Source organism: Candidatus Laterigemmans baculatus (assembly GCF_010367455.1).
Taxonomy (GTDB): Bacteria; Planctomycetota; Planctomycetia; order Pirellulales; family Pirellulaceae; genus Laterigemmans; species Laterigemmans baculatus.
The window spans coordinates 11,264-37,518 of the sequence record NZ_WRPR01000069.1 but is presented as its reverse complement, the minus strand read 5'-3'; the positions used below and the strand labels follow the sequence as shown (position 1 = coordinate 37,518).

Below are 26,255 nucleotides of genomic sequence, written 5' to 3'. Positions count from 1 at the left end.
GGCAAGCCGAAGGCGACTGCTTTTTAAAACACAGTCGCCTTCGGCTTGCCGTTAAACGACTTGATAGCCAACTGCTGGGCACTGCTGACTTTATAGCAATTCAGCGTGAGAAAGTGGCGCTGTCCAGCTAAGACTGGGCGGCGTGGGTCGCTGGCCGGATCCGAGTACGAGTACGAGTACCGCTTCGCTGAGTACGAGTACGATCGCCGAAGCCTCCACTCCCTTCCGTGCGGTTCCGTGTCCTTCCGTGGCCCCCCCCGCTACCTGCTACCTGAAACCTGCTACCTGCTACCTGCCCTGCTACAACGGCGCCGGCAGATCTCGCTTCTTAAAGACGCGGATCGCCAGCACATACGCGAGCGTTCCCATCGCGATCAAAATCAGACTGAACGCCAGCGGACCGAGCAGCGTCCCCTCTTCGACCGGAGTCAATTGCCAAGCCGCGGCATGCCCCTGGTGGATCGCTGCTTGAGCGATTTGCTGGGGCCGGTAGAGATCGAAGAAGGAGAGATGGGTGAGCCACTGGAGTTGGTCGGCCGCTTTCCCCAAGCCAAACATCACCAACTGCAACACATAGATCGTGATCACGACACCGACAGTCCGCCAGCGATAACGATCCCAGCTGCTCATGAAGGTGCTCAGGCCGAGCAGAAAGAAGCCGAATGCGAACAAGTTCAGCGAGCTGCCGGCAAAGGCGCTGACGTCGACTCGGTCCCGCATTGCGACCTGAATCGTTTCCGGTTCGCCGGTCGAGAGGGGAACGACCACATTCAATACCGGAACGCGAATCGTGGGCGGCGGGACGGTTTCCTCGACGGTCGTCAGCTGGACTCCGATCCAGATTCCGAGCCAGGCGAGCAGAACCAACAGTGCGAGTCCGACGATCGACACGAGCGCGTGCGCCATCAGTAGACGGGTGCGGCTGATCGGCTGGGCCAGCACCATCTCGAGCGTCCCGCGACCAAGCTCGCCGCTCACCACATCCGATCCGCGGGCGATGCACCACACGACCGCACAAAACAGCACGACCGGTTCGTCATAAGTCATCCCCACCCGACCGGCGTAGGTCAGCAATTGGTCGAACGAGATCGGGGAGAAGCGTTCGTATTCACGAAACTGTTCGACGATCGTCCGGAACTGCCCCATGTCGAGCAGGCTGACCACCCACACTCGAATCCAACAAAATGCAAACAGCGTGATCGCGCAGCCCGCCCAGAGGATCACCGACTGGCTGATATATTTGCGGATCAACATGCGGTCGATCATCACGCTTCCTCGTCGACGAGATCGGAGGAGGGGCGGCTCTCGGTGGAGCGGTCGGCGGTTCCGACATGGACGCCCTGATAGATCGTCTTCAACCGCACCGGTTCGATCCGCACTTGCTCGATGTTCTGCTCAACCAACCAGCGAAGGGCCGGGAGCAGGTCGCCCGAGACGTCGATCGTCACGCGCCCTTGCTCGCCCCTCTCGATCGACACCGAATCACTCCAGGGGCCGACTGCGGGTGCGAGTGGACCGCGGGCCACGCCGCGGATCAGGTGGCGGTCGCGGAGTTCGCTCAGCCGCTGGTCCAGTACCAGTTGTCCGCGGCGGAGCAACATGACGCGATCGCAGACCTCTTCGATTTCCGAAAGCACATGCGAGGAGAAGATCACGGTCCGTCCCTCGCCGCGAGCTTCGGCGACCATCTGAAGCACTTCCCCTCGCACCGTAGGATCGAGATTCGCGGTCGGCTCGTCCAAGATCAACAGCGGCGTGCGGGGGCCGAGGACCGCAGCGAGGGCTAACTTCTGACGCATCCCGGTCGACATGAAGGCGATCCGCCGCGAGAGATCCAACTCCATCCGCTCGGCGACCTTCAAGCTTCGCTCCAAACTGCCCGCCGGATGCATCCCCGCGAAAAAGGCGAGCAGGCCGCGAGCCCGCATGTGCCCCGGCAGCCGCGCGTCGCCCGGCAGGTATGCCACCTGCCGCCGCACGTCGACACTCTGCTCGACCACGTCGAGTCCACCGACCCGAGCCCAACCGGACGAGGGCCGCATGAATCCGAGTAGCAAGCGAACCAGCGTCGTCTTGCCCGCTCCGTTGGGCCCGAGCAAGCCAAACACTTCCCCAGCCTCGACCCGCAACGTGCAGTCGCGGAGCGCGTGAAAAGCGCCGAATCGTTTCGTCAGTCCGAAAGTTTCAACGGGCGGCATGCGAGACGGCCGGCGCGGGAAGGAGGGTGCGGCGAGCGACCGCAACCGAGACGGATCGCTGCCGTGCGTATTGTTCGGCTCCCAGCCTTCGCATGTAAGGGGCTATTCGCAAGACGCCTAGAAAAGTGCGGCGCGAAAAGGGACATTCTTGCAACCCTACCGCCATCGGCCACTCGCGCCTTTCCACGGCCGGCCGCTTTCCTGACTTCCTGTTCTTCCCGTGGATCCTTTGTCATGCAGTTACCCAGTGGTTTTCGCTTTGCCGGCGTCACCTGCGGCATCAAGAAATCGGGCAAGCCTGATCTGACGCTGGTCGTCGCCGACCCCGGCTCGGTGGCCGCCGGAGTTTATACCCAGAACCAGGTCGTCGCGGCTCCGGTGGTGCTCAGCCGTTCGCGGACCCCGGGAGCCATTCGGGCGGTGGTGGTCAACAGCGGCAACGCCAACGCATGCACCGGCCAGCGGGGCATGGAGGATGCCGAGCAGACGACGCGGTGGGTCGCCGAGGCGGTCGGTTGTGAGCCGAGCGAAGTGCTGGTGATGAGCACTGGAGTGATCGGCCACCACCTGCCGATGGAGCGAATCTCCGCTGGCGTCGCCCAGGCCTCCGGCGAGCTCGCCAGCGACCCCGACGCTTTTCTGCGGGCCGCCGATGCCATCCTGACCACCGACCAGGGTCGGAAGATCGCCGCTCGGCAGTCGACGCTCCCGGGCGGCGAGACCATCTCCCTGGCCGGGATGGCCAAAGGAGCTGGGATGATCGGACCGAACATGGCCACGATGCTCGGCTTGGTCGTAACCGACTTGACGCTCTCCGCCGAAGACGCTCAGGCCGCTTTGTCGCACGCTGCCGATCGCAGTTTCAATCGGATCAGCGTGGAAGGGCACACCAGCACCAACGACACGCTCGTGCTGCTCTCGAGCAACCGCGTAGGCACCGCGGCCCAAACCAAGGGGGCCCAAACCAAGGGGGCCCAAACCGACGGAGACACGCTCGCCGCTTTCACCGCAGCGCTCACCGAAATGTGCATCGAGCTGGCTAAGAAAATTCCCGCCGACGGCGAGGGAGCAACGCACGTGATCGAGATCGCCGTTCGCGGAGCCCAAACCGATGCCTCGGCGGCAAAGATCGCCAAAACCATCGCCGAAAGTGCGCTCGTCAAAACGGCAATCACCGGCGGCGATCCCAACTGGGGCCGCATCGTTTCGGCCGCGGGCTACGCCGGAGAACCGATCGAGCCCGCGGCGATGGCACTCGCGATCCAGGGCACGCAGGTCTACCGCGACGGGGCACCGGTTGCCTTCGATGCCGCCGCCGCCAGCGCCGCGATCCGCAGCGCCAGCGAAGTCCGTTTGGAGCTAATCGTCGGCCGCGGAGCGGGTGAAGCAACTTTCTGGACCAGCGACCTGACGGTCGACTACGTCCGCTTCAACAGCGAATACACGACCTGAGGGGGCATAGTCGCCTTTCGCTCCGCGAAAGCTGCGCAAAGATTTCCCTTTCGCTCCGTGGAAGCTGCGCCGAGAGCGCTACTTTCGCGGAGCGAAAGGCGACTATGAGCGGCATGCCGCTCAAGTGCTGGCGCCGGTCCAGGAGGGAGGATCGCTGGCGGGAAAAGATTCCTCCGAGGCTTCCTCGACTTCATCAGGGCCGCCGGTTCGTGGCAGCATCATCGTCAACAGCAACACGCCGGCTTCGATGCACCGCACCGAATGGGGCTCGTGCGGTCGCAGGTACAGCAGTTTCCCCGGCTCGAGCAGGCGTGTCTCGCCGAGTGCGGTGAACTCCACGCGCCCCTCCACGCACTGGACCACCAAGAATCCGGGACTTTGGTGCGTCGGGATTTCTTTCCCCGCAGCGAGCACGAGGCGAATGATTTGCAGCGGATCGTGTTTGACCAACGTCGTGGTCTTTCCCGCTGCTTCGCCTCCGCCTGCGTCGGCAGGCCGTTGAACATCGATGATCTCACCGGGATCCGCATGATGAATACTCATGACGCACTCTTTTAGACGAGATAGCCGCCACCTGGGGCGGTCGCTGCTGCAGTGTTCGCCGCAACAGCGGGATCAGAAATGGAAAGGGCTCGACGGCTTGGACTGTAACAAACCTCATGCCTAAATGCTTGACTTTGACTCCACTGCGGCCGTAACTTCCAGGTTAAGGCCGCACGCGGTCTTCCCACCTCACGCCCCTCCCTCCCCACTCGAGGCTCACCATGTTCACAATTCTTGGTGCAGCGCAGCCCAGGGCAAACAGCCGCTCGCCGCGTGGAGGTTTTTGTGATGGACTCGCCCGCCGCGATTTTCTGACCATCGGCGGATTGGGCTTCGGCTTCGGGTGGCTGTCGCTAGCGAATGTCCTGCGAGCGCAGGAGAGCAGCCTCCGATCCGCTCCGGAGAGTGGCACAGGCCGGAGAGGCGGCCATCACAAAGCGGTAATCAACGTCTTCCTCGCTGGAGGTCCGCCGCACCAAGATATGTGGGACCTCAAGACCGAAGCTCCGAGCGAAATTCGCGGCGAGTTCCGGCCGATCCGAACTAACGTCCCGGGGATCGAAATCTGCGAAGTCTTTCCTCGGCTTGCGACGCGGATGGACAAAGCGGCAATCATTCGCTCGGTCGTCGGCAGCAAGGACCGCCACGAAGCCTATCAATGCTTGACCGGCTGGTTACCCAATGATCTGCAAGCGATCGGCGGGCGACCGGCGGTCGGTTCGGTGGTCGCCAAGCTTCGCGGTCCGGTCGATCCCTCCGTGCCGCCGTACGTGGGACTGGCCGACCGGACCAGCCATGTTCCCTGGTCCGACCCCGGCAGCCCCGGCTTCTTGGGTGTGGCCTATTCGCCCTTCAAGCCCGATGGTCCGGGAATGGAGAACATGCGGCTCCAAGGGATCACGCTCGAACGGTTAGCGGATCGCCGGCGAGTCCTCGACCGGATCGATACGCTGCGACGCGACGTCGACGCCAGCGGGGCGATGGAAGGCATGGATGCTTTTGGTCAGCGAGCGCTCGATGTCCTCACCAGCAGCCGCTTGCTCGACGCCCTGGATCTGAGCAAGGAGGATCCAGCAACTGTCGCTAGGTACGGAGATGGCAAACCTTATAAGTACCAGTACGACGGCGCGCCGACTTGCAACGAACACTTGCTGCTCGCTCGCCGTCTGGTCGAAGCCGGAGTGCGCGTCGTGAGCCTCAGCTATGGACGGTGGGACAGCCATAGCCAGAACTTCGATATGGTCCGCGACCATGGCGGCAAGCTCGATCAATGCCTCAGCGCGCTGATGGACGACCTCGCCGAACGAGATTTGCTGGACGACGTAACCGTCATTGTTTGGGGCGAGTTTGGGCGGACTCCAAAAATCAACCCCCAGGCGGGCCGCGATCACTGGGCACCGGTCAACTCGGCTTTTCTCGTCGGCGGCGGAATGCGAACTGGCCAAGTCATCGGCGCGACCAACCGGCTCGGTGAGCATGCCACCGAACGGCCGGTGGAGGTTCAAGAAGTGATCGCGACCCTTTACCACAATCTCGGTATCGACGTTTCGAGCACGACCCTCGTCGACCCCACCGGCCGGCCCCAGTACCTCGTCGAACACGGCCCAGTCGCCGAATTGGTTTGACGCTGGCCGGACGTGGATGGTGGCGCAGTCGTTTAACGGCAAGCCGAAGGCGACTGTGTTTTAAAAAGCAGTCGCCTTCGGCTTGCCGTTAAACAACTTTTTCGTGAGCTGTGCGGCTGCGACTGCTTTAGGCGCTGACGCCAGCCATCTGGCGGCACTCTTGAGCGCATCGCCGGCAAGCTTCGGCGCATTTCTGACAGTGGTCCATGTCGTGCTTGCCGCACTCTTCGCCGCAGGCTTCACAGACATCGGCGCAGACGCGGCAAAGCTCGCGGGCGAAGTTCGAACCGCGGCTCATCAATGCCGCCGACGTCCAGCACAGCTCCGCGCAATCGCGATCGAGCCGGATGCACTCGGACATCGAAGCGACATCTTTCTCGCTGAGGCACGAGTCGGCGCAGTTCTCGCAGGCCTGGGCGCATTCGATGCAGGCCTCAATACAGGAGCGGAATTCTTCACGAGTCATGGGAAAATTCTCCGCGAGCGTGTTGAGCAAAAAACAAGGCAACGGGTAGTGACGGAAGGCCCCAAGGATGCAAAGCCTATGCCACCTCTTTCCCCTGACGCCGACCAGGAGCAGACATCGTGACGACGCTCGCGCAAATTCGTTACTCGGTGCTTGATCTCTCGCCGATCCGCGCTGGCGGGACCGCGGCCGAGGCGTTCCGCAATTCGCTGGAACTGGCCCAGCATGCCGAGCAGTGGGGCTACCATCGCTACTGGGTCGCCGAACATCACAGCATCCCCGGAGTCGCCAGCGCCGCCACAGCGGTCGTCATCGGGCACCTCGCCGGCGGAACCTCGCGCATCCGCGTCGGCGCCGGCGGGATCATGTTGCCGAACCACGCACCGCTGGTGATTGCCGAGCAGTTCGGAACGCTCGAGTCGCTCTATCCCGGCCGCATCGATTTGGGGCTCGGTCGCGCCCCTGGGGGAGACCCGCAAACCGCCCGGGCGCTCCGCCGGGGGCTCGGCAACGTTAACGAAAGCTTTCCGCGTGACCTGGCGGAGTTGCGGAACTATTTCCGTCCGCCACGGGCTCGGCAATCGGCGGCGACGCCTCCCGCGATGCCCGTCGCCTCGCTGCCGGCGGTTCGGGCAATTCCTGGCGAGGGGTTGGAGGTGCCACTTTACCTGCTCGGATCGAGCGACTTCAGCGCCCGCTTGGCAGCCGAACTTGGACTCCCCTTTGCATTTGCCTCCCACTTCGCTCCCGACTACCTGCTCCCCGCCTTGCAACTGTACCGAAGTCGGTTCACTCCCAGCGAAGCTCTGGCCGAGCCGTATGTAATGGTGGGCGTGAATCTGTTTGCCGCCGACAGCGACGCCGAGGCCCGCCGGCTGTTCACAACGTTGCAACAGCAGTTCGTCCACTTGGTCCGCGGCGCGCCGACTGAGCTGCTCCCACCGCTCGAGAGCATGGAGGGACGCTGGACGCCGCAGGAGCAGGCCCACGTCGAGCGAATGACGCGGGTCTCGGCGGTCGGTTCGCCCGAGACGGTTCGGCAAGACCTGGAGCGAATCGTTGCCGCCACCGGCGCGGACGAAATTATCGCGACCGCGCAGATCTTCGACCCCGCCGCCCGCCTCCGCTCGTTCGAGATCGCGGCCGACGTTTTCCGCGCTTCGTAACCGGCGACTCAGCAACCACCCGCGGGTCCGTCACCCGTCGTGGCGGTCTCGAACAACGATCTGGAAGACCAGCATCAAACCTCCCGCCGCCGCGGCGAGAAAGAAGAACATCGCGATCGCCGGGTAGCCGAACAGCCTCAGATCGGTGGGCACGTCCATCATCAGCGCTGCGCCGACGATCAGTGCGGCCAGGATCAACCCCATTGTGATCCGGTTGGCGATCTTTTGGATGCCTTGAATCAGCTGCGCTTCATCGACCGCGTCGACTTTCATGCGAAGTTCGTTCTCGGCCAGCAGATCCAAAATCTTATTCGCCCGCTCGGGAAGGAGCGTGGCAAATTCATTGACTTCGATCAGTGAACTGTAGAGCCCCTGCAGCGACATTTTGCCCTGGGCGCGGCGGTGCAGGATCTCCGACGTGTAGCGGCGAATCGCGTCGTGCACGTCGTAGCGAGGATCGAGCACGCGAAGTGTTTTTTCCAGATTCAGCAGCGTCTTGCTGAGCATCGTCAGCTCTTGCGGAAGCCGAATGCCGGTCTCCGCGGCCGCCGCGCGAATTTCCAACACGACGTGCCCCAGCTGCATCTGCTCGAGCGAAGTGTTCTGGTTGTCGGTGACCAGTTGCACGATGCGATGCTGGAATTCTGCCTTATCGAAGTCGGGGTCTTTTTGACCGATCTTGGTCGCAACCGCGGCGGCATCCTCACCTCGCCCCTCGGAAATCGCCAACAGCAGCTTGATCAAGTTGTCTTGTAGCCGCGGCGGGATCCTCACCACCATGCCTAAATCGAACACCACGATTCGGCGATCCGGCGTCAGGCTAAGATTGCCCGGGTGGGGATCGGCGTGAAAGAACCCATCGACCAGCACTTGGTGTAGATAAGCGCGATAGAGTTCCTCGCATAACGACTGCCGTTCCAGCTGAAACAGATCGAGCAGTTTGCCGTCGGTGATCGTGATCCCCGAAACGTACTCCATCGTCAGCACGCGGCGCGACGTGTAGTCCTCGATCGGCGCAGGCACCCGCAACTGGCGGAACTTCCGCAAGTTGTGTTGCATGGTGAGCAGGTTTTGGGCTTCGTTGCGGAAATCGAGCTCGCGGAGCAGCGTGTGGCGGAGCGCTTCGAGCAAGCCGCCGAAATCGTAGCGACGTCCGAGCGAGGTGTGGTGGTCGATGATTCCCGCCAAATCTTCGAGCGCGTCGAGGTCGTCGATCACCTGATCGCGGATCCCCGGCCGCTGGACCTTGACGACGACTTGGCGGCCATCGCGGAGCGTCGCCCGATGGACTTGGCTGAGCGATGCGGACGCCAGCGGTTTGCGATCGAAGCTGCCAAAGCCTCGTGAGAGCCGCACCCCGAGCTCGCTGGTGACCGTCCGCTCGACTTCGGCAAAGGAGAACGGCTCCACGCGGTTCTGCAACCGCGCCAGGGCATCGAGGTAGCTCGGCGGGAGCACGTCGGGGCGAGTCGAGAGCAGCTGGCCGAGCTTGATGAACGTCGGGCCCAGCCGCTCCAGATCGCCGGCCAATTCCTCGGCCTCGGCCAAGCGGACCGCCGGAACTTCGGCTTCGCCAATCGCTTCGGCCAAGCCTGCCTGTTTGACCAGGTCCGAACGGCCGTAGCGGACGAGCAAACGCACGACGTCCCTGTAGCGCTTCAGATATTTCGGTCGTAGACTCAGCATGCTTCGTTTCGCTCTAGCCGAGGTTCCGACTGCGGATCTTTTCACGGATCGGACCGATCACCGCGGGAGGCACGAACTTCGCCAACCGCTCGTCGTCTTCGCTCATCGCCGCGATCTGCTTGAGCAGTGAACTGCTGACGTGCGCGTACTCTTCGTCGGCCATCAGGAACACGGTCTCGATCCCCCGGTCAAGCTGGCGATTGGCCATCAGCATCGAGAACTCGCCCGCGATATCGGTCAGCGGTCGGATCCCGCGGACCATCACACTCGCCCGGCAATGGCGGACGAAGTCGACGGCCAGCCCCGAAAAGGTCTCGACGCGGACATTCGGAATATCGTGGCTGACCCGTTCCACCAGTTCGACGCGTTCTTCCGGGGTGAAGAGCGGCTGTTTGTCGGCGTTGATGCCGATCCCCACGACCAGTTCGTCGACCAACCGCGAAGCGCGGCGGATGATGTGCAGGTGTCCGAGCGTGACCGGATCGAAGCTGCCAGTGTAAATTGCGCGGGTGCTCATGCGTCGTCGTCGTTGGCGGTCAACCCAGTCTGGGGCAGCTCAGCGGATCGCCTCGGCCATCCGGTCAATTTCTTCGGTCGTGTTGTAGGCATGGATGCTGGCGCGGATTCCTCCGCCGCGGCAGCTCACAGCGATCCCCGCCTCGGCCAATCGGTTGCGGACATCCGCCGGATCGGGTCCGCGGGTCTGGAACGTCACGATCCCGCTGCGATTCGCTTCGGGCCAATCGCTGATCAAGCTCGCTCCGTTGCGTTGCAAGGCCTCTCGGGCGTGGGCGTGGAGCGTCAGGATCCGCTCCCCGATCGCCTCCGCCCCATGCTGAGAGCCTACCTCCCAGAACAGCTTCAGGCTTTCGTGCATCGCGATCAGCCCCGCCATATTCATCGACCCGCCCTCGTAACGCGAGGCGGCATCGCGAAGTTGGAACTGCGAGGCGTCGAATGCGTGCCCGCCGACGACGCTGTGCCACCCGACCGCCGTACAGTCGAGCTGGTCGAGATGGGCGTGGCGGATGAAGGCCACTCCAGCGCCTTCGGGGCCGAGCATCCATTTGTGGCCGTCGGCGGCGAGAAAGTCGACCGGCGTGGCCGACAAGTCCAAGGGGAACACGCCCAGCCCTTGGATTGCGTCCAGAAAAAACAGCGCTCCCGCCTCATGCGTCAGCTCACAGAGCTGCTCGAGCGGAAGCCGATAGCCGCTGGCGTAACCGACCCAAGACGCGGCGACGATCCGCGTCCGACCGTCGATCGCTCGACGGATGCCGTCCAAATCAACGCGTCCGCCGGGGCTTGGAACCACTCGCAGCTCCACTCCACGACGCTCCTGATTCTGCCACGGGAAGTGGTTCGAGGGGAACTCACCTCCCGGAATCACGACATTGTCGCCCTCCCGCCACCGCAGTCCCTCGGCCACGATGTTGATGCCGAAGGTGGTGTTCGGTACAAGAGCGATCTCGTCCGGCGAAGCGTGCAGCCAGGTGGCGATGCCGCTCCGCAACCGGCCGAGGTTCGCGGACCACTCGGGCCAGACGGTGTCGCCCTGCTCCGAAGCTGCTTGGGCGAAATCGACCAACGCAGCGGCGGCCGGAGCGGGCAGCGGAGCGACCGCGGCGTGATCGAAGTACGCCCACCGCTGGATGATCGGCATCTGGCGACGCCACCACTGCCAAGGGTCCTGGGCCAGCGACTGGCCATCCGCAGCGTCCTGAGTGACCATTCGGAGAGCTTTTTTTCGTGTTATTCGTCAGATCCGACGCGATCGCGAGCAAAATCGACCCGCTTTAAATTAGGCTGTTCGGGCGGCGGTGTGAAACTGGGACCGCTGGACTATACTGCCGCCACAGACTTTTCCGTCACCATGCGTACCGCACCCGCGATCATAAGTCGAGGTTCCTTGATGCCCAAGGCGCTCTGCCTGACCAGCCTTGTGGTTGCCGCCCTGCTGCTGCTGCTGTTCCTGGCTGACCTCGTCCTGCGTTTGGCCGGCCTCACCGACATCGCTCCCCTGCAGGGTGCGAGTCTGTTGATGGACGCGGGATTCCTGGTGTTCGCCGCAATCCTCGCCTACCTCAGCTGGTCGACCTACCGCGAGCAGGTCTAAATCCTCAGTTGAGCCGTAGGCGCTAGCCTCGGGCCTCGCAGCCCCGGGACGTCCGCGGCAGAACCCGCGGCTAGCCCGGATTATTCATGAGCCGCCGGCGCTTGCCCCCGGTTTCTGAAAAACGCCGTGACAACCGGACGCTAGCACGTGGCGGCTGATTGAACACCCGCGGCTAGCGGCGTCGGCTCAAAGGGAGAGGACAGCGGGCGAGAGGCTCGTGGAATAGTGAATCGCGGCGAGGACGCTGCTATGATCGTCGAGATCGTTACAGCCATTCCTTCCCCTCCCCGCGAGTTTCCCACCATGCAACGCCGCACCTTCTTAGCTTCGACGCTCGCCGCTTCGGCCGTCTGCTCCCTCCCTCGGATCGCCTCGGCCGCGGAGCATCCCGCAGCCGGCGGGCAGCGAATTTTCAAGTCGCTCAAAGAGGGCATGGTGCGGATGCCGGGCTCGCTGGAGGAGAAGTTCGCGGCAGTCAAAGCGGCCGGCTTCGACGGAATCGAGCTGAGCGCGCCGAACTTCGATATCGATGAAGTCCGCCGCGCGATCGACAGCACCGGACTGCCGGTCGACGGGTCGGTCTGTGCCGGGCACTGGGACATCCGCCACACGAGTCCCGATCCCGAGCAACGCAAGCAAGCGCTCGAGACGTTGAAGGAGGCGATTCGCACCACCCACGCCGTCGGCGGGGGCACGGTGCTGCTGGTCGTCGGTCACGGCAAAGACGGTGAAGAGGCCGAACTGATCGACCGCTCAATCGCCAACATCGCCCAGGCCATCCCCGTGGCCGCGGAAGTCGGCGTCATCATCGCGATCGAAAACGTCTGGAACCATTTCCTCTATGACCACGAGGGAGGCTCGGACCAGACGGCCGACAAGCTCGCGGCGTATGTCGATGCCTTCGAGTCGCCCTGGGTCGGGATGCAATTCGACATCGGCAATCACTGGAAGTACGGCGACCCGGCTGCCTGGATTCGGACCCTCGGCAAACGGATCGTCAAGCTCGACGCCAAGGGCTTCTCGCGGGCCGAGGATCGATTCTCCAAGACGATGACCGATGGCGATCTCGACTGGGCTTCGGTTCGCCAAGCGTTGGCCGATATCCAATACGCCGGCTGGGCGGCCGCCGAAGTCGGTGGAGGAGGCCCCGAGCGGCTGGCCGAGATCTCCAACGACATGGATAAGGCGTTCGGGCTGAGCTGAGTCGGTTGCGGGGAGCGGCAAGCTCGGGGAGCGCTTGGATGGAGAGGCGTTCTGATGGAGAGGCGCTTTGTTCGGGGAGCGCCGTTTTGTGAGCTACGGTGAACAGAGAGAGTGGACTTTCCCGCTCGGGGAGGTCCACCGGTCTGTGCTCCGATAGCTTGCGTCCCTGGAGGTTTCCGCTCGTGTCGCACCGCAAGGTTTGGTTTGGCCTGGCGCTGGTCCTCGCCTACGCCCTGCTCTGCATTCGCTGGAACCGCCTCGAGGCGGCAACCTCGATCGCCTCCTCGGCGGCTTGGCGAGCGGCAACGCCCGCGAATCCCAACGAAGTGCTCTCGGCCGACGCGTGCGTCAAATGCCACGCTTCGGAAGTCGAAGTCTGGCGGCGGACCCCGCACTCGCTGACCTTTGAAGAGCTGCATCGCAAACCCGAAGCCAAACAGATCGCCGCACGGCTGGGCATCCGATCGATCAAGCACGAGGACCGCTGCGTCGCCTGCCACTACACCCAGCAGGCCCAGCCGACGGGCCACGAGGTGATCTCGGGCATCTCCTGCGAATCGTGTCACGGAGCTTCGCGGAACTGGCTCGATCTGCACCATGATTACGGCGGCGAGGGGGTGACGCGGCTGAGCGAGTCGCCGGCCCATCGCGAGCAACGGATCGCAGCGTCGGTGGCGGCGGGGATGCGGAACCCCGAGAACCTCTACCTGATGGCCCAGAGCTGCCTGCGGTGCCACACGGTCCAAGACGAAACGCTGGTGAACGTCGGGGGCCACTCGGCCGGCAGCCTCGACTTTGAATTTGTCAGCTGGTCTCAGGGAACGATCCGCCACAACTTCGTTCGCAGCGATGGCAAAACCAACGCGGTCAGCTCTCCGGAGCGGCTGCGGGTGATGTTCATCGCTGGCATGATTGCCGAACTCGAGGCGAGCTTGCGCGCGGTGGCCCTGGCCACCGAGGCGAACACCTACGGCGTCAACGCCGCCAAGCGAGCCGCCCGCGCTGCCGCTCGGCTCCGCAGCGTCGCGGCCAAGGTCGAGAGCCCGCAGGTGGAACAGGTGCTGACCGTGTTCGACGGGGTCGGGCTGCGTCTGGGCAATGCGGAGCAGCTGACCGCCGCGGCCGAACAGATCGGAGAACTCGGCTACCGCTTTGCCGAGCAAGCCGATGGCAAAAAATTCCAGCAGCTCGATCGCTTCATTCCCACCAGCGATCGCTGGAAGTGATTCGAAAGCGGCGGTGACCGGGCCCAGGGCGCGGCTGCGGCGGGCTGGTGGCGAAAATCGGAGGATCTTCCTAATCTTGACGGTTCGGCGGAGTCTGCCTGCTCAGTTCCACGGGGAAAGCGGGCGGCACCGTCGACCTGTCTCTTCTCCTTTTCCGAAACGGCCGTCAATTGGACCTGGACGAATCCCAGCGACCCGCCCGCGACGTCGGCACACTGCTCGGTCGACTCGTCTCCCGGTATTGGCTGGCGGTGCTCGCGTTCTGGATCGCGGCCACCCTCGCCGCGCGGTTCTTCGCTCCGTCCTGGAACGAGATCGCCTACGACGGCGACTTTGAATACCTGCCGCCGCAGATGCCCAGCGTCGTCGGCGGCGAACTGCTCGATGCGGCGTTTCCCGAAGAGCGGAGCCGCAGCCAAGTCGTGCTCGTCTTCGCTCGCGACTCCGATGCGATCAGCAAGGCCGATGAGCACGTGGGGATGGACCTCGTCCGGCGGCTCTACCACCGGTTGGCGGAAGTGAGTCTGCAGCGAGCCCTGGCCGCAGGATGGGAGCCGAGCGGTCCGCCGCAGCACCCGTTGGCGAAGCGGTACATCGACCGGGCGCAAGTCGCTCTCGACGAAGCGATCCGAACCGACGAGCAGTATTACAGCTTTTTCGCCGAACGCTTGGCCAAGGGAACCGAGCGTTCGGCGAACGAATCGCTCGCGTGGCCCCGGATCGCCATCGCCTACTGGGATCGGGCGGCGCTCCGCGCGGCGCTTGGAGACTCCGAGGGGGCGGCGACGGACCGGGAAGCCGCGTTGCAGTTGCAGCCCGAAATCGAAGCCGAGGTCGCGGCGATTGCCGACCGCGACCTCACCGGTTGGCACTCCTTGCTGGACGTGCTGACCTGGAATGATCCGGTGATCGGTCACCGGCTGAGCTCGCAGCAGGCGCGACTGGTGATATTGCGGCTCGAGAGTGAGTTGGCGGCGACCGAGAATATCGCCACGCTCGCCTCGCTCGAAAAAATGATCACCGACGTTCGGGCTCGCAACCAGGGCTTTACCGAACCCGGGCTAAAGATTCTGCCGACTGGCTCGGCGGCGATCGGCGGCGAGATGTTGCGGAGTAGCGCCGACGCAATCCGGTACACCGAAGTCCTCACGGTGCTGTTGATTCTGGTGATCCTCGCGGTCATCTACCGCTCGCCGTTGCTGGTTGCGGTGCCGCTGGTCTCGATCCTGGTCGCGATCACCTGCGCCAGTGGGCTGGTGGCCATGATCGCGACGGCATCGGCCTGGCCGGGGCTGGGGTGGCTGGACCTCAAGGTGTTCACGACGTCGCGGATCTTCGTGATCGTGATTCTGTTCGGGGCGGGAACCGATTACTGCTTGTTCCTCATCTCTCGACTTCGCGAAGAGGCGGGCGATCGCCCTTGGGGTGAAACCGTCGAGGTCTCGCTGTCCCGGGTCGCCGACGCCTTGGTGGGAAGCGCCATGACGACCGTCGTCGGACTCGCGATGCTGTGGGTCGCGAGCTTCGGCAAGTTCCACTACTCGGGACCGGTCATCGCGATCTGCCTGCTGGTCGCGCTCGCCGTCTGCACGACGCTGACTCCGGCCCTGCTGCGAGCCCTCGGCCCGGGCGTCTTCTGGCCAGGACGTCCCGCCCAGCGAGCTGCCGAAGCTTACTCGCCGCTCTGGCACTGGATCTCCGGGGCGATGACGCGGCGGCCGGTGAGAGTCCTGGTGATCGGGATGGGAGTGCTCCTTCCCCCAGCGATCTACGGATTTTTGCACGAGCAATCGGTGACCTACGACATCAGTAGCGAGCTTGGGAGCGGGGCGGCGAGCCGTCGCGGAATCCACTTGTTGCGCGACAACCTCCCGCTCAGCGAAATGTCGCCGACGACCCTCCTGCTCGTGCGTCGCGAAGCGGCCGAGCGAGAACAGTTGGAGGAGGATCTGCGGACCCTTTCAGCCGCCCTCTATCGCTTGCCGGGAGTCGAAGCGGTCCGCTCGGCCGTCGATCCGCTCGGCGATTACCCGCCCGGAGCCCGGATGGGGCTGTTCGACAAAAACGCGTGGCGCCGGCGGGCGCTAAAGTCGCACCGGATCAGCGAAAGTTACTTTCTGAGCGACGCTCCAGAATATCAGGGTCGCCTGGTGCGGCTGGACGTGGTGACCGCCGGCGATCCCTTTGACGCCTCCACGGCGAACGAGGTCGATGCGATCGGCGAGTACCTGAGCGACGTGGCGGACGATCCGCAGTCGCCGTGGTATGGCTCGCAAGTCGCACTGGCTGGCATCACCCCGTCGATCATGGATCTCCGCGCGGTCACCTTGGCCGATGCCAAGCGGATCAAGTTCTGGGTGGTGATTGCCGTGCTGCTGGTCCTATTGATGGTGATCCGCCGGCTGGGGCTGAGCCTGTATATGATCGGCACGGTGCTCGTCAGCTACTTCGCCACCCTGGGCCTGACTGTGCTGTTCTTCCGTTTCGTCTACGGCGATACCTACGTTGGGCTGGACTGGAAAGTCCCCATCTTTCTGTTCGTGATCTTGGTCGCCGTGGGGCAGGATTACAACGTGTATCTGGTCACGCGGATCCTGGAAGAACAGAAGCGCAGCCACCCCTTGGCAGCGGTACGCCGGGCCCTAGCTAGGACCGGTGGAATCATCACAAGCTGCGGCCTGGTGATGGCGGGAACGTTCTTCAGCATGACCGCCTCGGCCTGGGCTCCTGCGCTGCTCAGTTCGCTAGGGATCGGCAGTGGAGAAGCCACCGGTTCGCTCCGCGGCATCACCGAACTCGGCTTCGCCCTCGGGCTCGGCGTGCTGCTCGATACCTTTTACGTGCGAACCGTCCTGCTACCAGCCTACTGCGTCCTCCGCAGCCGCTCCGCCGCAACCATCCCCACCGACCAAGACCAATCGTGAGTGACCGTCGCGAGTAAAACAACCACGAATGACACGAATAGCACGAATGAAAGAGAAGCCGCTTCAGCGGACGATGCGTTCGTATTCGAGCTTCGGGTAATGCCCAAAATTGACGAGCAGCCCAAGACGAAACCCAGTGGCCTTAAGGTAGTTATGAACTTGTGCTCGATGTTCGTCACAAAGTGCAGAGACGGCCTTTATTTCCATGATGATCTGGCTGAAGCACATGAAATCGGGGATGTAGACCTGCTTGAGAGGCTGCCCCTTGTAGCGAAGCTGGAGTGACTGATGGGCAACATACGGAACAGCCTGCAACTCCAATTCAAGTTCCAAGGATTCCTGATAAACAGGTTCAACAAATCCGCTGCCTTGCTCATTATAGACCTCAAAACAAGCGCCGACGATCCTGTACGACTCGTTCTTGAACAACAGCTGGCTCATTTTTTCGCCTCTCTACGAACAGAAACGTCGGATCACACGAATCCAGCCATTCGCAGAAGACGTGTGCACTGCTACGCTTTTACATTCGTGTGATTCGTGTGATTCGTGGTTGCCTCCCCTTTCATCGCTACTCCAACACGCACGAATCTGCCGAGTTCTAATGCTAACCCGCGGCGGTGGGTGTGGGTTCTGCTACGACGGCGGCGACTTGGGCTGCGTCGACCGGTTGGATGACGCCTTGATCGGTGATGATCGCTGTGATGAGCTCGTTAGGTGTGACATCGAAGGCCGGGTTGTAGATCGCAACTCCCGCCGGAACGGTCCGCACGCCGAATGGCTGAGCGACTTCCTCCGGTTCCCGCTGCTCGATCGGAATCGCATCGCCGCTCGGAAGCGTCAGATCAAAGGTGCTAGTCGGTGCGGCCACGTAAAACGGTATGCCGTGGTGCCGAGCGGCGATTGCCACGGCGTAGGTTCCGATCTTGTTCGCCGCATCGCCGTTGGCCGCGATCCGGTCAGCCCCCACGACCACGGCCTGCACTCGACCTTCGCGCATCACCTGGGCGGCCATCGAGTCGCAGATTACGGTGACGTCGACGCCCGACTGCTGGAGTTCCCACGCCGTGAGCCGTGCGCCTTGGAGTAGCGGCCGCGTCTCATCCGCGTAAACCTCCAGTTGGGGATTTGACCGGTGAGCCTGATAGATCACTGCCAGGGCCGTTCCGTATTCGCTGGTCGCCAGCGCCCCGGCATTGCAGTGCGTCAGCACTCCGCGGCAACCTGCGATCAACGGTGCTCCCCAGCGACCGATCGAATGGCAACGGCGACGATCTTCCTCGTGGATCTCCACCGCCTCGCGAAGCAGCTCCGCGGCCAACGAGTCGTCCTCGGAGTGATCGCTCGTCGCGTTCTCCTCGTAGCGGTCGAGGACCCGGCGGATCCGGTCGAGTGCCCAGAACAAATTCACCGCCGTGGGACGGCTGGTCGCCAAATAATCCGCCGCGGCACGGGCTGAGGCCACATTCCGCGGATCCTCCCGGACCGCCAAGCAAACGCCATACGCCGCGGCGATCCCGATCGCCGGAGCTCCTCGAACGGCCAACCGCTTGATCGCCTGCCAAGCGTCCTCCGGAGTCCAGCAATCGATCATCTCGAGCCGCTCGGGCAGTAGCGTTTGATCAATTAACCGCAGATGGCCCCGGGGACCGCCAATCCATTCAAGTGTCTGAGGAAGCATGGGAGGTGGGAGGTGGGAGGTTTCAGGTTTCAGGTTTCAGGTGCGAATCTTCTCGTACTCGTACCGTCAGCGTTAAGATCGAGTACGAGTACCGCTGCGCTGAGTACGAGTACCGCTGCGCTGAGTACGAGTACCGCTGCGCTGAGTACGAGTACCGCTGCGCTGAGTACGAGTACGAGTACGAGTACGAGTGCGCTCGCGCCTCTTGCTACTTGAAAGCTTGGTGCGGAAGTTGGAAGGTTTCTGCGACCGCCGCGTTGGTGATCTTTCCACGCAGGATGTTGGTCGCTTCGGCGAGTGCGGGGAATTGTTGGATTGCTTGCTCTACTCCCAGCTGCGCGACTTTCATCACATAGGGGAGCGTGGCGTTACAGAGAGCAAAGGTGCTGGTCCGACCCACGGCTCCTGGCATGTTGGTCACACAGTAGTGCACGACGTCATCGACGATGAACGTCGGCGACTGGTGAGTCGTGGGCCGACTGGTTTCAATGCAGCCGCCTTGATCGATGGCGACGTCAATGATGACGCTGCCCGCCTTCATCCTCGACAAATCCTCGCGGCGTACCAGATGGGGTGCTTTGGCGCCGGGGATGAGAACCGCTCCGATGACCAGATCGGCCAGGGCCAATTGTTCGAGGATCATGTGGCGGTCGCTGAACAGGACGTTCACGTTCGCGGGCATGATCTCATCGAGGTGCCGGAGCCGGTCGAGATTGACATCCAGAATGGCCACGTCGGCCTGGAAACCGGCTGCGATTCGGGCGGCGTTGGCGCCGACGACTCCGCCGCCGAGGATCGTGATGTGGGCTGGCGGCACGCCAGGGACTCCTCCGAGCAGAATGCCCCGTCCCATCTGCGGGCGTTCGAGAAACTTGGCGCCTTCCTGAACACTCATCCGTCCGGCCACTTCGCTCATCGGTGTCAGCAGAGGCAATTGGCCGCGGGCGTCGCGGAGCGTCTCGTAGGCCAAGCAGGTGGCTCCGGAATCGACCATTGCATTAGTCAATTCGGCGCTGGCGGCAAAATGGAAATACGTGAACACGATTTGGCCGCTGCGGATTCGCGGCCATTCCTCGGGCTGCGGTTCCTTGACCTTGACGATCAATTCGCCGCGGGCAAACACCGTCTCCGCATCGTCCACCAGTTCGGCCCCCGCTTCGGCATACGCCTCGTCGGTCAAGCCCGAACCGGTGCCCGCGCCCCGCTCGACGATCACCTGATGGCCACGCTGGGTCAGTTCCTCGACACCAACCGGGAGCATGGCCACGCGGTATTCGTCCGGTTTAATCTCGCGCGGAACACCAATAATCATGGGAGCAGCTAGGGGTTGGGAGGAGAGCGGCAAAGGCTGCATTGTAGGCGTGCGGGGATGCCGACGGACGGCGGCTCGGTTACTGTATGCCGGTGGCGGAAGCCCCGTAGGGAGGCCGATTGCGGGACGCTCCCCGCCGTTACCATCCACACAGCCAACCGCCCGTCCTCCGAAGACTCGTCAAACTCGCGGGCACGCCGAGAAACACGTGGACTGCTATGCCTTCTACCGTGCCGCCTAGCGAGACATCACCGCGCGAGGGTTCATCTCGTGAGGGCGATGTGCGTGAGAGCTCGTCGACTGCAACGCTCGAGCCACCGCGGCGACTGTGGGGAATGCTGCGCTTTGCCGGTCCGGGGATGATCGTCGCCGGTTCGATCGTCGGTTCGGGCGAATTGATCGCGACGACGAAGACAGGCGCCGAAGCAGGCTTCGTGCTGTTGTGGCTGATCATCCTTGGCTGCGTGGTCAAAGTTTTTGCCCAGGTCGAATTGGGCCGATACACGCTGATCAGCGGCAAGACCACGCTGGACGCGTTAACCGACGTCCCGGGACCTCGGATCGCCGGTCGTGGCAATTGGCTGGTCTGGTACTGGTTCCTGATGTGGATCTGCAGCATCAGCCAGCTCGGCGGGATCGTGGGTGGAGTCGGTGAAGCTCTGGCGATCAGCCTGCCGGTGACCCAGATGGGACGTGACTACAACGCAGCGGCGGATGCAGGAATCACCGCTCGCCTCCGCAGTCGCGTTCCTCAGGCGGCGGCCGATGAAGCGACCGCACCGGGTGAGGCGGCGGTGCCAGCGGCGCTCGCCGCGCTGGAGGCCGAGCGAGCGATGCAGCGGTACACCGAGAAGTACAGCGTGACCGTCGATGGCGAGCGACGCGTGCGGTTTCCTGCCGACGTGGCCATTTGGGCGACGATCGTGGCCGCCGGCACCTCGATCCTGCTGGCCGTCGGCCGATACGGCTTGATCCAGAGTTTCTCGACCGTCCTAGTCGGCTCGTTCACGGTGCTGGTGATCGTCAATCTGTACTTCCTGCAGGAACAGCCCGAGTGGCGAGTGCGAGCCTCGGAATTCTGGTCGGGGCTGGCGTTCCGCTTGCCGCAATCCTCCGAAGGGCTCAACCCCATCCGCACCGCGCTGGCCACGTTCGGGATCATCGGCGTCGGAGCCGCGGAGCTAGTCACCTATCCCTACTGGTGCCTCGAACGAGGCTACGCTCGGTTCACCGGCCCCAACGATGGATCGGAGGCGTGGACGCAGCGAGCCCGTGGATGGATGCGAGTGATGCGAGTCGACGCTTGGGGTTCGGCGATCGTTTACACCTTTTCGACGGTCGCGTTCTTTCTGCTCGGAGCCGCGGTGTTGCACCGCAGCGAGCTGAATCCGGGCAAGGACGACATGGTGCGGACGCTGGCCGCGATGTTCGTTCCCGTGTTCTCCGATTATGCGGCCGCGGTCTTTTTGTTCGGAGCGGTCGCGGTTCTCTACAGCACGTTCTTCGTCGCCAACGCGAGCCACGCCCGCGTCTTCACCGACGCGCTGCGGGTGATGGGACTGATCGAAGATTCTCCCGAGTCGCGTCAGCGGTGGGTGGTGCGGTTGAGCGGCTTTTTTCCGGTGCTCTGTTTAGTGATCTACCTCGGCTACCGTGAGCCGGCTCAATTGGTTCTGATCAGCGGAGTCGCTCAAGGGATCATGTTGCCGATGCTGGCGGCCGCGGCACTCTACTTCCGTTATCGCCGCACGGTCGAAGCGCTCCGTCCTGGCTCTTGGTGGGACGCCTTGTTGTGGATCAGTGCCGGAGCGATGCTGGTCACCGGAGCGTGGACGATTTATGACCGGCTGACCGCTTAGGCATTCTTTTTCGCGGCTGAATGGATGGAATTGGAAGAAATTCGCTTTGGCGTGCTTGGGACGGGCCGAATCACGCGTCGGCTGGTGGCCGAACTGCAACAGGCATCGGGCGTTCGGGTGACGGCCATTGCCAGCCGCGAGGCCTCGCGCGGTCGCTGGTACGCGGACCAGTTCGGGATCCCGCACGCATTCGGAGATTACGCGGAGCTGATCCGCAGCAGCGAAGTCGATGCGGTGTACATCGCGCTTCCGCCGGCGATGCACGCAGCCTGGGCAATTGCCGCCGCCGCAGCGGGAAAACATGTGCTGTGCGAGAAACCGCTCGCAACGACGCTCGACGAGACGCTGCGGATCGACTCCGCCTGTCGCAAGAGCGGCGTCTGCTGGCTGGATGCGACCGGTTGGCTGCACCATCCGCGAACCTCGCGAATGGCTGCAGCGGTGGGTTCTGGCGAGCTCGGAACGCTGCGGCATGTGAGCGCTTCGGTTTCCTTCTTCGAGCCCTTCCAGTCCGGCGACCACCGGCTCGAAGCGGCACTCGGCGGGGGGTGTTTGCTCGACCTCGGCTGGTACGCACTCGGCATGGCGGTGTGGGCGGTCGGCGGCCAGGCGCCGCGAAAAATCTTCGCGACCGGGAAGCGCCGCGGGGAGGTCTGGGATCGAGTCTCAGCGGTCTGTGTTTTCGCAAACGGGGTCTCGGCGACGATCAATTGCGGCTACGACACGGCGACCCGCAAATGGATGGAGATCGCCGGCGATGACGCGTCCATCGTCTGTGACGACTTTACTCGTCCCTGGCCCGATCGCCCGACGCGGTTCTGGATTCACGACCGGACCGGCGCCGTCCGCAGTGAATCGTTCACCGGCAATCAGGAGGCGAACATGGTTGCGGCGCTGGTGGAAGAGCTCCAGGGAAAGTCGGATCTCGCTCCGCTGCGGCGGCAAGCGGTCGAGACGGCGCGAGTGCTTGCAGCAGCCGCGGAAAGCCTCGACGAGCAAGCGGAGATCCTTTTGGAACAGCCCCGGAGCCTGTTAGATGCCAGCACCTGAAGTCATTTTCCTGTCGGGCGATTTAATCTTCGCGGGCCGCGTCCGCGCGGTTTGTGAGGCCGCCGAGCTGCGGTTCACTTTCGGCACCTCCTTGCCACAGCCTGGCGAAGACCATCCCGCCGAGGATGTCCGCTGGGTGATCCTCGACCTGTCGACGCGTGGCGGCATCGTCAATACGCTCGTCCCCGAGGCTCGGGAGCGATTTGCCGGCGCTCGCGTGATCGCCTACGCGCCGCATGTCCACAAATCCCGGCTGGAAGCTGCCCGCGAGGCCGGCTTCGACGCGGTCATGACCCGCGGCCAATTCGATTCCTGGTTGCCGCAGATCGGCAGCGTTTAGGTTCTGTCCGAAATTCTTGAGCCGACGGCGCTAGCCGCGGGTTCCCAGTGGCTGCGAGGCCCGAGGCTAGCGCCTACGGCTCAAAGTGGCAGAAACCAGCGGCACTTCCGACAGAGCCTACGGCTTGAGTGTTCGCAAGATTTCTTGGGGAACGACTCGGTCGAAGATCTTCTGTTGGGCCGGGGTCGCCTGCAGGTTCTGGTACTGAGCTCGCAGTTCTTCCCGCGTCGCTTTGGCGTCGGCGCCGAACCCCGCCGCGGTTTGCGTCTGCAACAACTCGGCCAGGGCAACCGCGCGATGGATTCCAGCCAACGTGGCATCGCTGAGTAGCGTCTGGAGCTCCCGTTGGGACTGCCGATACTGGCCCAGCTCGCGGTAGTAGCGGGCGAGCTGGATTTGCGACTTGACGGCGTAGGCGGCGTTGATGGGACTTTCTTCAGGCGGGAAGTATTCCGCGACTTTCCTCCACGCTTCGGGCTCGTTCAAGCGAGCCGCTTCGAGGTACTGCTCGGCAGCCGAGCCCTTGCGCTCGACGGTGAAATCGGAGCGTTGGAGAAGCTGCTCGACGTCGGGACGCGTTCCCTGTCCGGCCATCGCAAAGCCGGCGACGAAGGCGAGCAGGGGGAGCGTGATCGCCGCGAATCGCAGCACCGCGCGCCGGACCGAGCGAGGCTGAGGCTCTTCCCGCATCAGCCGCTGCAAGGTCCGCGTCGCATCGATTCGGGAGTGGAGCGCGGCTGCGGCGCCGCCCGGCGCACCGCTTTCCTGCATCGCCCGGCTGAGGTACTCGCCCAGTTGCGCAGGCGTTGCGAACCGTTTCTCCGGCGACTTCTCCATCAGCCGCTCGACCGCTACGACCAGCCACTGCGGCAGATCCCCCTCCGGCCGCGCCTCGGGCAACGGCGGAGGCGTGTCGTGCAAATGTTTCACCGCCAGGGCCAGCGGGGTGTCGGCTTCGAACGGAGGTCGGCCGACGAGCAGGTGGTACATCATCACGCCGAGCGAATAGAGATCGCTGCGGACATCGACATCGCGTCCCTGCACCTGCTCGGGACTCATGTACAACGGGGTCCCCATCGTCATCCCGACTTGGGTCAGCTGATGCTCGGGCTCGCCTTGGATCACGCGGGCCAGTCCGAAGTCGGCGACTTTGACTTCGCCTCGGCTGTTGATCATCACGTTTTCGGGCTTGATGTCCCGGTGAACGATCCCTTCGGCCGACGCGGCGGAGAGTGCCTCGGCGACGCTCCGCATCACCACTACGGCTTGCTCGACCGAGAGCGGGCCGCTGCGATCGAGTTGCTGGCGAAGGTTGAGTCCGTCGACATACTCTTGGCTGATGTAGTGCATCGAATCGGTGCAGCCAACTTCGTAGATCTGCACGATGTTTGGATGCGTCAGCTTGGCGGCGGCCCGCGCTTCGCGACGAAACCGTTCGACGTAGCTCGCCTCGACCGCCAGATCCCGCCGCAAGACCTTCAGCGCGACGCGCCGCCCGAGCGTGGACTGATTGGCCACGTAGACATCGGCCATCCCGCCGCGCCCCAGCCGCCGGAGGATCTGCAGATCGCCGAGCCGCCGACCGGTCAGGTCGGTCGAAGCGATTTGGGCGGGCCCGCTGGAGGAACCGGAGCGGGAGGGCGTCGGGGCATTCATGAGCCGTGCCCCACGCTCGCTGTCGGAGGAGCGATCTGGATCAGATCATTCAGATTGCCGCTGCGGAGTCCGCCGAGGTCGAGCGTCACGTAACGGAAGCCAAAGCGTTGGAAGGCCGCATGGATCTCGGGCCAGATCGGCGGCGAGGTGAGTCGCGGGACCTCCTCGAGCGGGACTTCGATGCGAGCGATCGGACCTTCGTGCAGCCGCACGCGGAGTTCTCGGCAGCCGTGCTCGCGGAGCCACTGCTCGGCCTGTTCGATCGAGTGCAGCCGTTCGGCGGTGACCTCCACGCCGTAGGCCACGCGGCTCGCCAGACAGGGTGCGGCGGGGAGATCCCAGACCGAGAGCTTCCACCACTGGGCGATCGCCCGGACCGTCTCTTTGTCGATTCCGCAATCGGCCAACGGCGTCACGACCCCCGCTTCGCGACCGGCCTCGATGCCGGGCCGATGGTCGCCCAGATCGTCCAAATTCGTCCCGCTGAGGATGACCGCCGCAGCGTGCTCGCGAGCCACGTGCTGCAGCGTTTCGTAGAGCGTTTGCTTGCACCAAAAGCAACGACGGCCATCGTTGGCGCGGTAGTCCGCACGCTCGACTTCGCGAGTCCGAACCACGCGATGCCGAATCCCAATCTCGCCCGCCGTGCGGCGAGCCCCTTCGAGCGCCGCGGCAGCGACGCTCGGGCTTTCCGCGGTCACAGCGATCGCACGTTCGCCGAGAGCTTTGGCAGCCGCCGCAGCCACGACGGCGCTATCGACGCCTCCCGAGTAGGCGACGACCGCGCTCTCAAACGTGCCGACGAATGCGAGCAGCTTCTCCGCGGCCTTGGCCGCCAGCGACTCGACCGCCTCGGCTGTTTCCTCTGCACTCATGGGCGTTCTCCCCATACCGCTCGGACGTAAAATCCCGCATCCAGGAAGCGGCCACTCAGGTCTCGGAGTCCCGCTCGCCCGGAATCAAATTCTAGCCGCGGGAACCGGAACCGACCCAGCCAGCGGCGAATTTCTGCCGGCCCCACCTCGGCCGAATGCCCCGTCACGAGCAGCGCTCCCGAGTGCCGCGGGATCAATCCCAAGCAATCCTCCAGCAATGGCCAGAGATCGCGTTCCAGCCGCCAAGGCACTCCGCGGTGGCCATGCCCATAGGCGGGCGGGTCGAGGATCACCAAATCATAAACTCTTTCCCGGCGAACTTCGCGGGCCGCAAACTTGCGGGCATCGTCGACCAAGTACCGGATCGGCGCCTCGCCGAGCCCCGATGCCTCGGCCGCCGCTCGAGCCGCCTCCACGTTCGGTTTGGCCGCGTCGACGTGCGCCACTTCGGCTCCGGCAGCGGCCGCCGCCAGGCTGCTCGCTCCGGTGTAGCCAAACAGATTCAACACCCGCGGCGTCCCGCGGCCTGCGATCTCTCGGCCCGCGATCTCTCGGCCCGCGATCTCTCGTATCGTGCGGTCGATCCACTGCCAGTTCGCCGCCTGCTCGGGAAACAGACCGATGTGGCCAAACGGCGTCGGCCGAGCCGGCATCTGAAAGCTTCCGCAGTCGACCCTCAACGGCTCGGGCCACGGGCGGCGAAACTCCCAACCGTCGCCTCGCGAACGGCGGTGCACCACAGCGTCGGCTTCGGCCCAGCGATCCGGCAACCGGGGTTGGAGATCGGCAGCAGCTGGCGACGGGCGGTCGATGCAGTAGTCGCCGATCGCTTCCAGCTTGCGTCCCCGCCCACAGTCAATCAACTGGTACCGCACGGCCG

The 26,255-nt window shown here is 63.8% G+C and carries 23 protein-coding genes; 10 read left to right on the top strand and 13 right to left on the bottom strand.

The genetic code is table 11. The features are described 5' to 3' along the window. Positions 1-300 precede the first annotated feature (300 nt). On the bottom strand, positions 301-1,266 hold the full coding sequence (locus GNK13_RS13865; RefSeq protein ID WP_164103146.1) for an ABC transporter permease subunit: 966 nt from the start codon (positions 1,264-1,266) through the stop codon (positions 301-303). Continuing rightward, the gene (locus tag GNK13_RS13860; RefSeq protein ID WP_164103145.1) at positions 1,266-2,198 is read right to left on the bottom strand and encodes an ABC transporter ATP-binding protein; all 933 of its coding nucleotides are present in this window, start codon (positions 2,196-2,198) and stop codon (positions 1,266-1,268) included. The genes GNK13_RS13865 and GNK13_RS13860 overlap by 1 nt, the downstream gene beginning before the upstream one ends. A gap of 234 nt (positions 2,199-2,432) precedes the next feature. On the opposite strand from GNK13_RS13860, the gene argJ reads away from it, so the two are divergent. After that, positions 2,433-3,650 carry a bifunctional glutamate N-acetyltransferase/amino-acid acetyltransferase ArgJ gene (gene argJ / locus GNK13_RS13855; RefSeq protein WP_164103144.1) on the top strand — a complete coding sequence of 406 codons (1,218 nt, stop codon included), beginning with the start codon at positions 2,433-2,435 and terminating at the stop codon, positions 3,648-3,650. 120 nt (positions 3,651-3,770) lie between these two features. Here the strand turns inward: argJ and GNK13_RS13850 are convergent, their stop codons facing one another. Beyond that, complete coding sequence (locus GNK13_RS13850; protein WP_164103143.1) at positions 3,771-4,193, bottom strand: cupin domain-containing protein; 423 nt, start codon at positions 4,191-4,193, stop codon at positions 3,771-3,773. A 221-nt stretch (positions 4,194-4,414) separates the two neighbouring features. Between GNK13_RS13850 and GNK13_RS13845 the strand changes: the two genes are divergently transcribed. Beyond that, positions 4,415-5,818 carry a DUF1501 domain-containing protein gene (locus GNK13_RS13845; protein WP_164103142.1) on the top strand — a complete coding sequence of 468 codons (1,404 nt, stop codon included), beginning with the start codon at positions 4,415-4,417 and terminating at the stop codon, positions 5,816-5,818. A 127-nt stretch (positions 5,819-5,945) separates the two neighbouring features. Here GNK13_RS13845 and GNK13_RS13840 read toward each other — a convergent pair whose 3' ends face one another. Next, positions 5,946-6,284 (bottom strand): four-helix bundle copper-binding protein, encoded by a 339-nt coding sequence (locus GNK13_RS13840; protein ID WP_164103141.1) that lies wholly within the window; start codon positions 6,282-6,284, stop codon positions 5,946-5,948. A gap of 119 nt (positions 6,285-6,403) precedes the next feature. Between GNK13_RS13840 and GNK13_RS13835 the strand changes: the two genes are divergently transcribed. Continuing rightward, entirely contained in the window at positions 6,404-7,450 is a 1,047-nt protein-coding gene (locus tag GNK13_RS13835) for an LLM class flavin-dependent oxidoreductase (protein ID WP_164103140.1), read from the top strand. Between the two features lie 30 nt (positions 7,451-7,480). Here the strand turns inward: GNK13_RS13835 and GNK13_RS13830 are convergent, their stop codons facing one another. From GNK13_RS13830 to GNK13_RS13820, 3 genes are read right to left on the bottom strand one after another with little or no spacing between them, the layout of a single operon-like run. Then, complete coding sequence (locus GNK13_RS13830) at positions 7,481-9,136, bottom strand: ABC1 kinase family protein (protein WP_164103139.1); 1,656 nt, start codon at positions 9,134-9,136, stop codon at positions 7,481-7,483. Between the two features lie 13 nt (positions 9,137-9,149). Beyond that, complete coding sequence (gene coaD / locus GNK13_RS13825) at positions 9,150-9,653, bottom strand: pantetheine-phosphate adenylyltransferase (RefSeq protein WP_203329061.1); 504 nt, start codon at positions 9,651-9,653, stop codon at positions 9,150-9,152. A gap of 39 nt (positions 9,654-9,692) precedes the next feature. Further along, positions 9,693-10,868 (bottom strand): aminotransferase class V-fold PLP-dependent enzyme, encoded by a 1,176-nt coding sequence (locus tag GNK13_RS13820; RefSeq protein WP_164103138.1) that lies wholly within the window; start codon positions 10,866-10,868, stop codon positions 9,693-9,695. A gap of 180 nt (positions 10,869-11,048) precedes the next feature. Between GNK13_RS13820 and GNK13_RS13815 the strand changes: the two genes are divergently transcribed. The 4 genes from GNK13_RS13815 (at position 11,049) to GNK13_RS13800 (ending at position 16,605) form a co-directional block, all read left to right on the top strand. Then, on the top strand, positions 11,049-11,252 hold the full coding sequence (locus tag GNK13_RS13815; protein WP_164103120.1) for a hypothetical protein: 204 nt from the start codon (positions 11,049-11,051) through the stop codon (positions 11,250-11,252). A gap of 303 nt (positions 11,253-11,555) precedes the next feature. Further along, entirely contained in the window at positions 11,556-12,455 is a 900-nt protein-coding gene (locus GNK13_RS13810) for a sugar phosphate isomerase/epimerase family protein (RefSeq protein ID WP_164103137.1), read from the top strand. Positions 12,456-12,637: 182 nt separating this feature from the next. Further along, the gene (locus GNK13_RS13805; protein WP_235935154.1) at positions 12,638-13,681 is read left to right on the top strand and encodes a cytochrome c family protein; all 1,044 of its coding nucleotides are present in this window, start codon (positions 12,638-12,640) and stop codon (positions 13,679-13,681) included. A 170-nt stretch (positions 13,682-13,851) separates the two neighbouring features. Further along, a complete protein-coding gene (locus tag GNK13_RS13800) occupies positions 13,852-16,605 on the top strand; it encodes an MMPL family transporter (protein ID WP_235935152.1) in 2,754 nt (917 codons plus the stop codon). 63 nt (positions 16,606-16,668) lie between these two features. Here GNK13_RS13800 and GNK13_RS13795 read toward each other — a convergent pair whose 3' ends face one another. The 3 genes from GNK13_RS13795 to ald all read right to left on the bottom strand — a co-directional run bounded on the left by GNK13_RS13795 (position 16,669) and on the right by ald (position 19,595). Further along, positions 16,669-17,046 carry a GxxExxY protein gene (locus GNK13_RS13795; RefSeq protein ID WP_164103135.1) on the bottom strand — a complete coding sequence of 126 codons (378 nt, stop codon included), beginning with the start codon at positions 17,044-17,046 and terminating at the stop codon, positions 16,669-16,671. 163 nt (positions 17,047-17,209) lie between these two features. After that, on the bottom strand, positions 17,210-18,283 hold the full coding sequence (mtnA, locus tag GNK13_RS13790; protein ID WP_164103134.1) for an S-methyl-5-thioribose-1-phosphate isomerase: 1,074 nt from the start codon (positions 18,281-18,283) through the stop codon (positions 17,210-17,212). 208 nt (positions 18,284-18,491) lie between these two features. Next, a complete protein-coding gene (gene ald / locus GNK13_RS13785) occupies positions 18,492-19,595 on the bottom strand; it encodes an alanine dehydrogenase (RefSeq protein ID WP_164103133.1) in 1,104 nt (367 codons plus the stop codon). Between the two features lie 335 nt (positions 19,596-19,930). Here ald and GNK13_RS13780 point away from each other — a divergent pair, with 335 nt between their 5' ends. From GNK13_RS13780 to GNK13_RS13770, 3 genes are read left to right on the top strand one after another with little or no spacing between them, the layout of a single operon-like run. Beyond that, positions 19,931-21,454, top strand: a complete 1,524-nt coding sequence (locus GNK13_RS13780) for an Nramp family divalent metal transporter (RefSeq protein WP_235935150.1) — start codon at positions 19,931-19,933, stop codon at positions 21,452-21,454. A 24-nt stretch (positions 21,455-21,478) separates the two neighbouring features. Beyond that, a complete protein-coding gene (locus tag GNK13_RS13775; protein WP_164103132.1) occupies positions 21,479-22,504 on the top strand; it encodes a Gfo/Idh/MocA family protein in 1,026 nt (341 codons plus the stop codon). Continuing rightward, a complete protein-coding gene (locus tag GNK13_RS13770) occupies positions 22,491-22,844 on the top strand; it encodes a histidine kinase (RefSeq protein WP_164103131.1) in 354 nt (117 codons plus the stop codon). The genes GNK13_RS13775 and GNK13_RS13770 overlap by 14 nt, the downstream gene beginning before the upstream one ends. A gap of 117 nt (positions 22,845-22,961) precedes the next feature. Here the strand turns inward: GNK13_RS13770 and GNK13_RS13765 are convergent, their stop codons facing one another. Genes GNK13_RS13765 through GNK13_RS13755 form a run of 3 tightly spaced genes read right to left on the bottom strand, consistent with a single transcriptional unit; the run spans position 22,962 to position 26,250 of the window. Beyond that, positions 22,962-24,500, bottom strand: a complete 1,539-nt coding sequence (locus GNK13_RS13765) for a serine/threonine-protein kinase (RefSeq protein ID WP_164103130.1) — start codon at positions 24,498-24,500, stop codon at positions 22,962-22,964. Then, positions 24,497-25,375, bottom strand: coding sequence for an ATP-dependent sacrificial sulfur transferase LarE (gene larE / locus GNK13_RS13760; RefSeq protein ID WP_164103129.1), 879 nt, complete (start codon positions 25,373-25,375; stop codon positions 24,497-24,499). Before larE ends, GNK13_RS13765 begins: the two co-directional genes overlap by 4 nt. Further along, entirely contained in the window at positions 25,372-26,250 is an 879-nt protein-coding gene (locus GNK13_RS13755; RefSeq protein WP_235935148.1) for a class I SAM-dependent methyltransferase, read from the bottom strand. Before GNK13_RS13755 ends, larE begins: the two co-directional genes overlap by 4 nt. Positions 26,251-26,255: the final 5 nt, after the last annotated feature.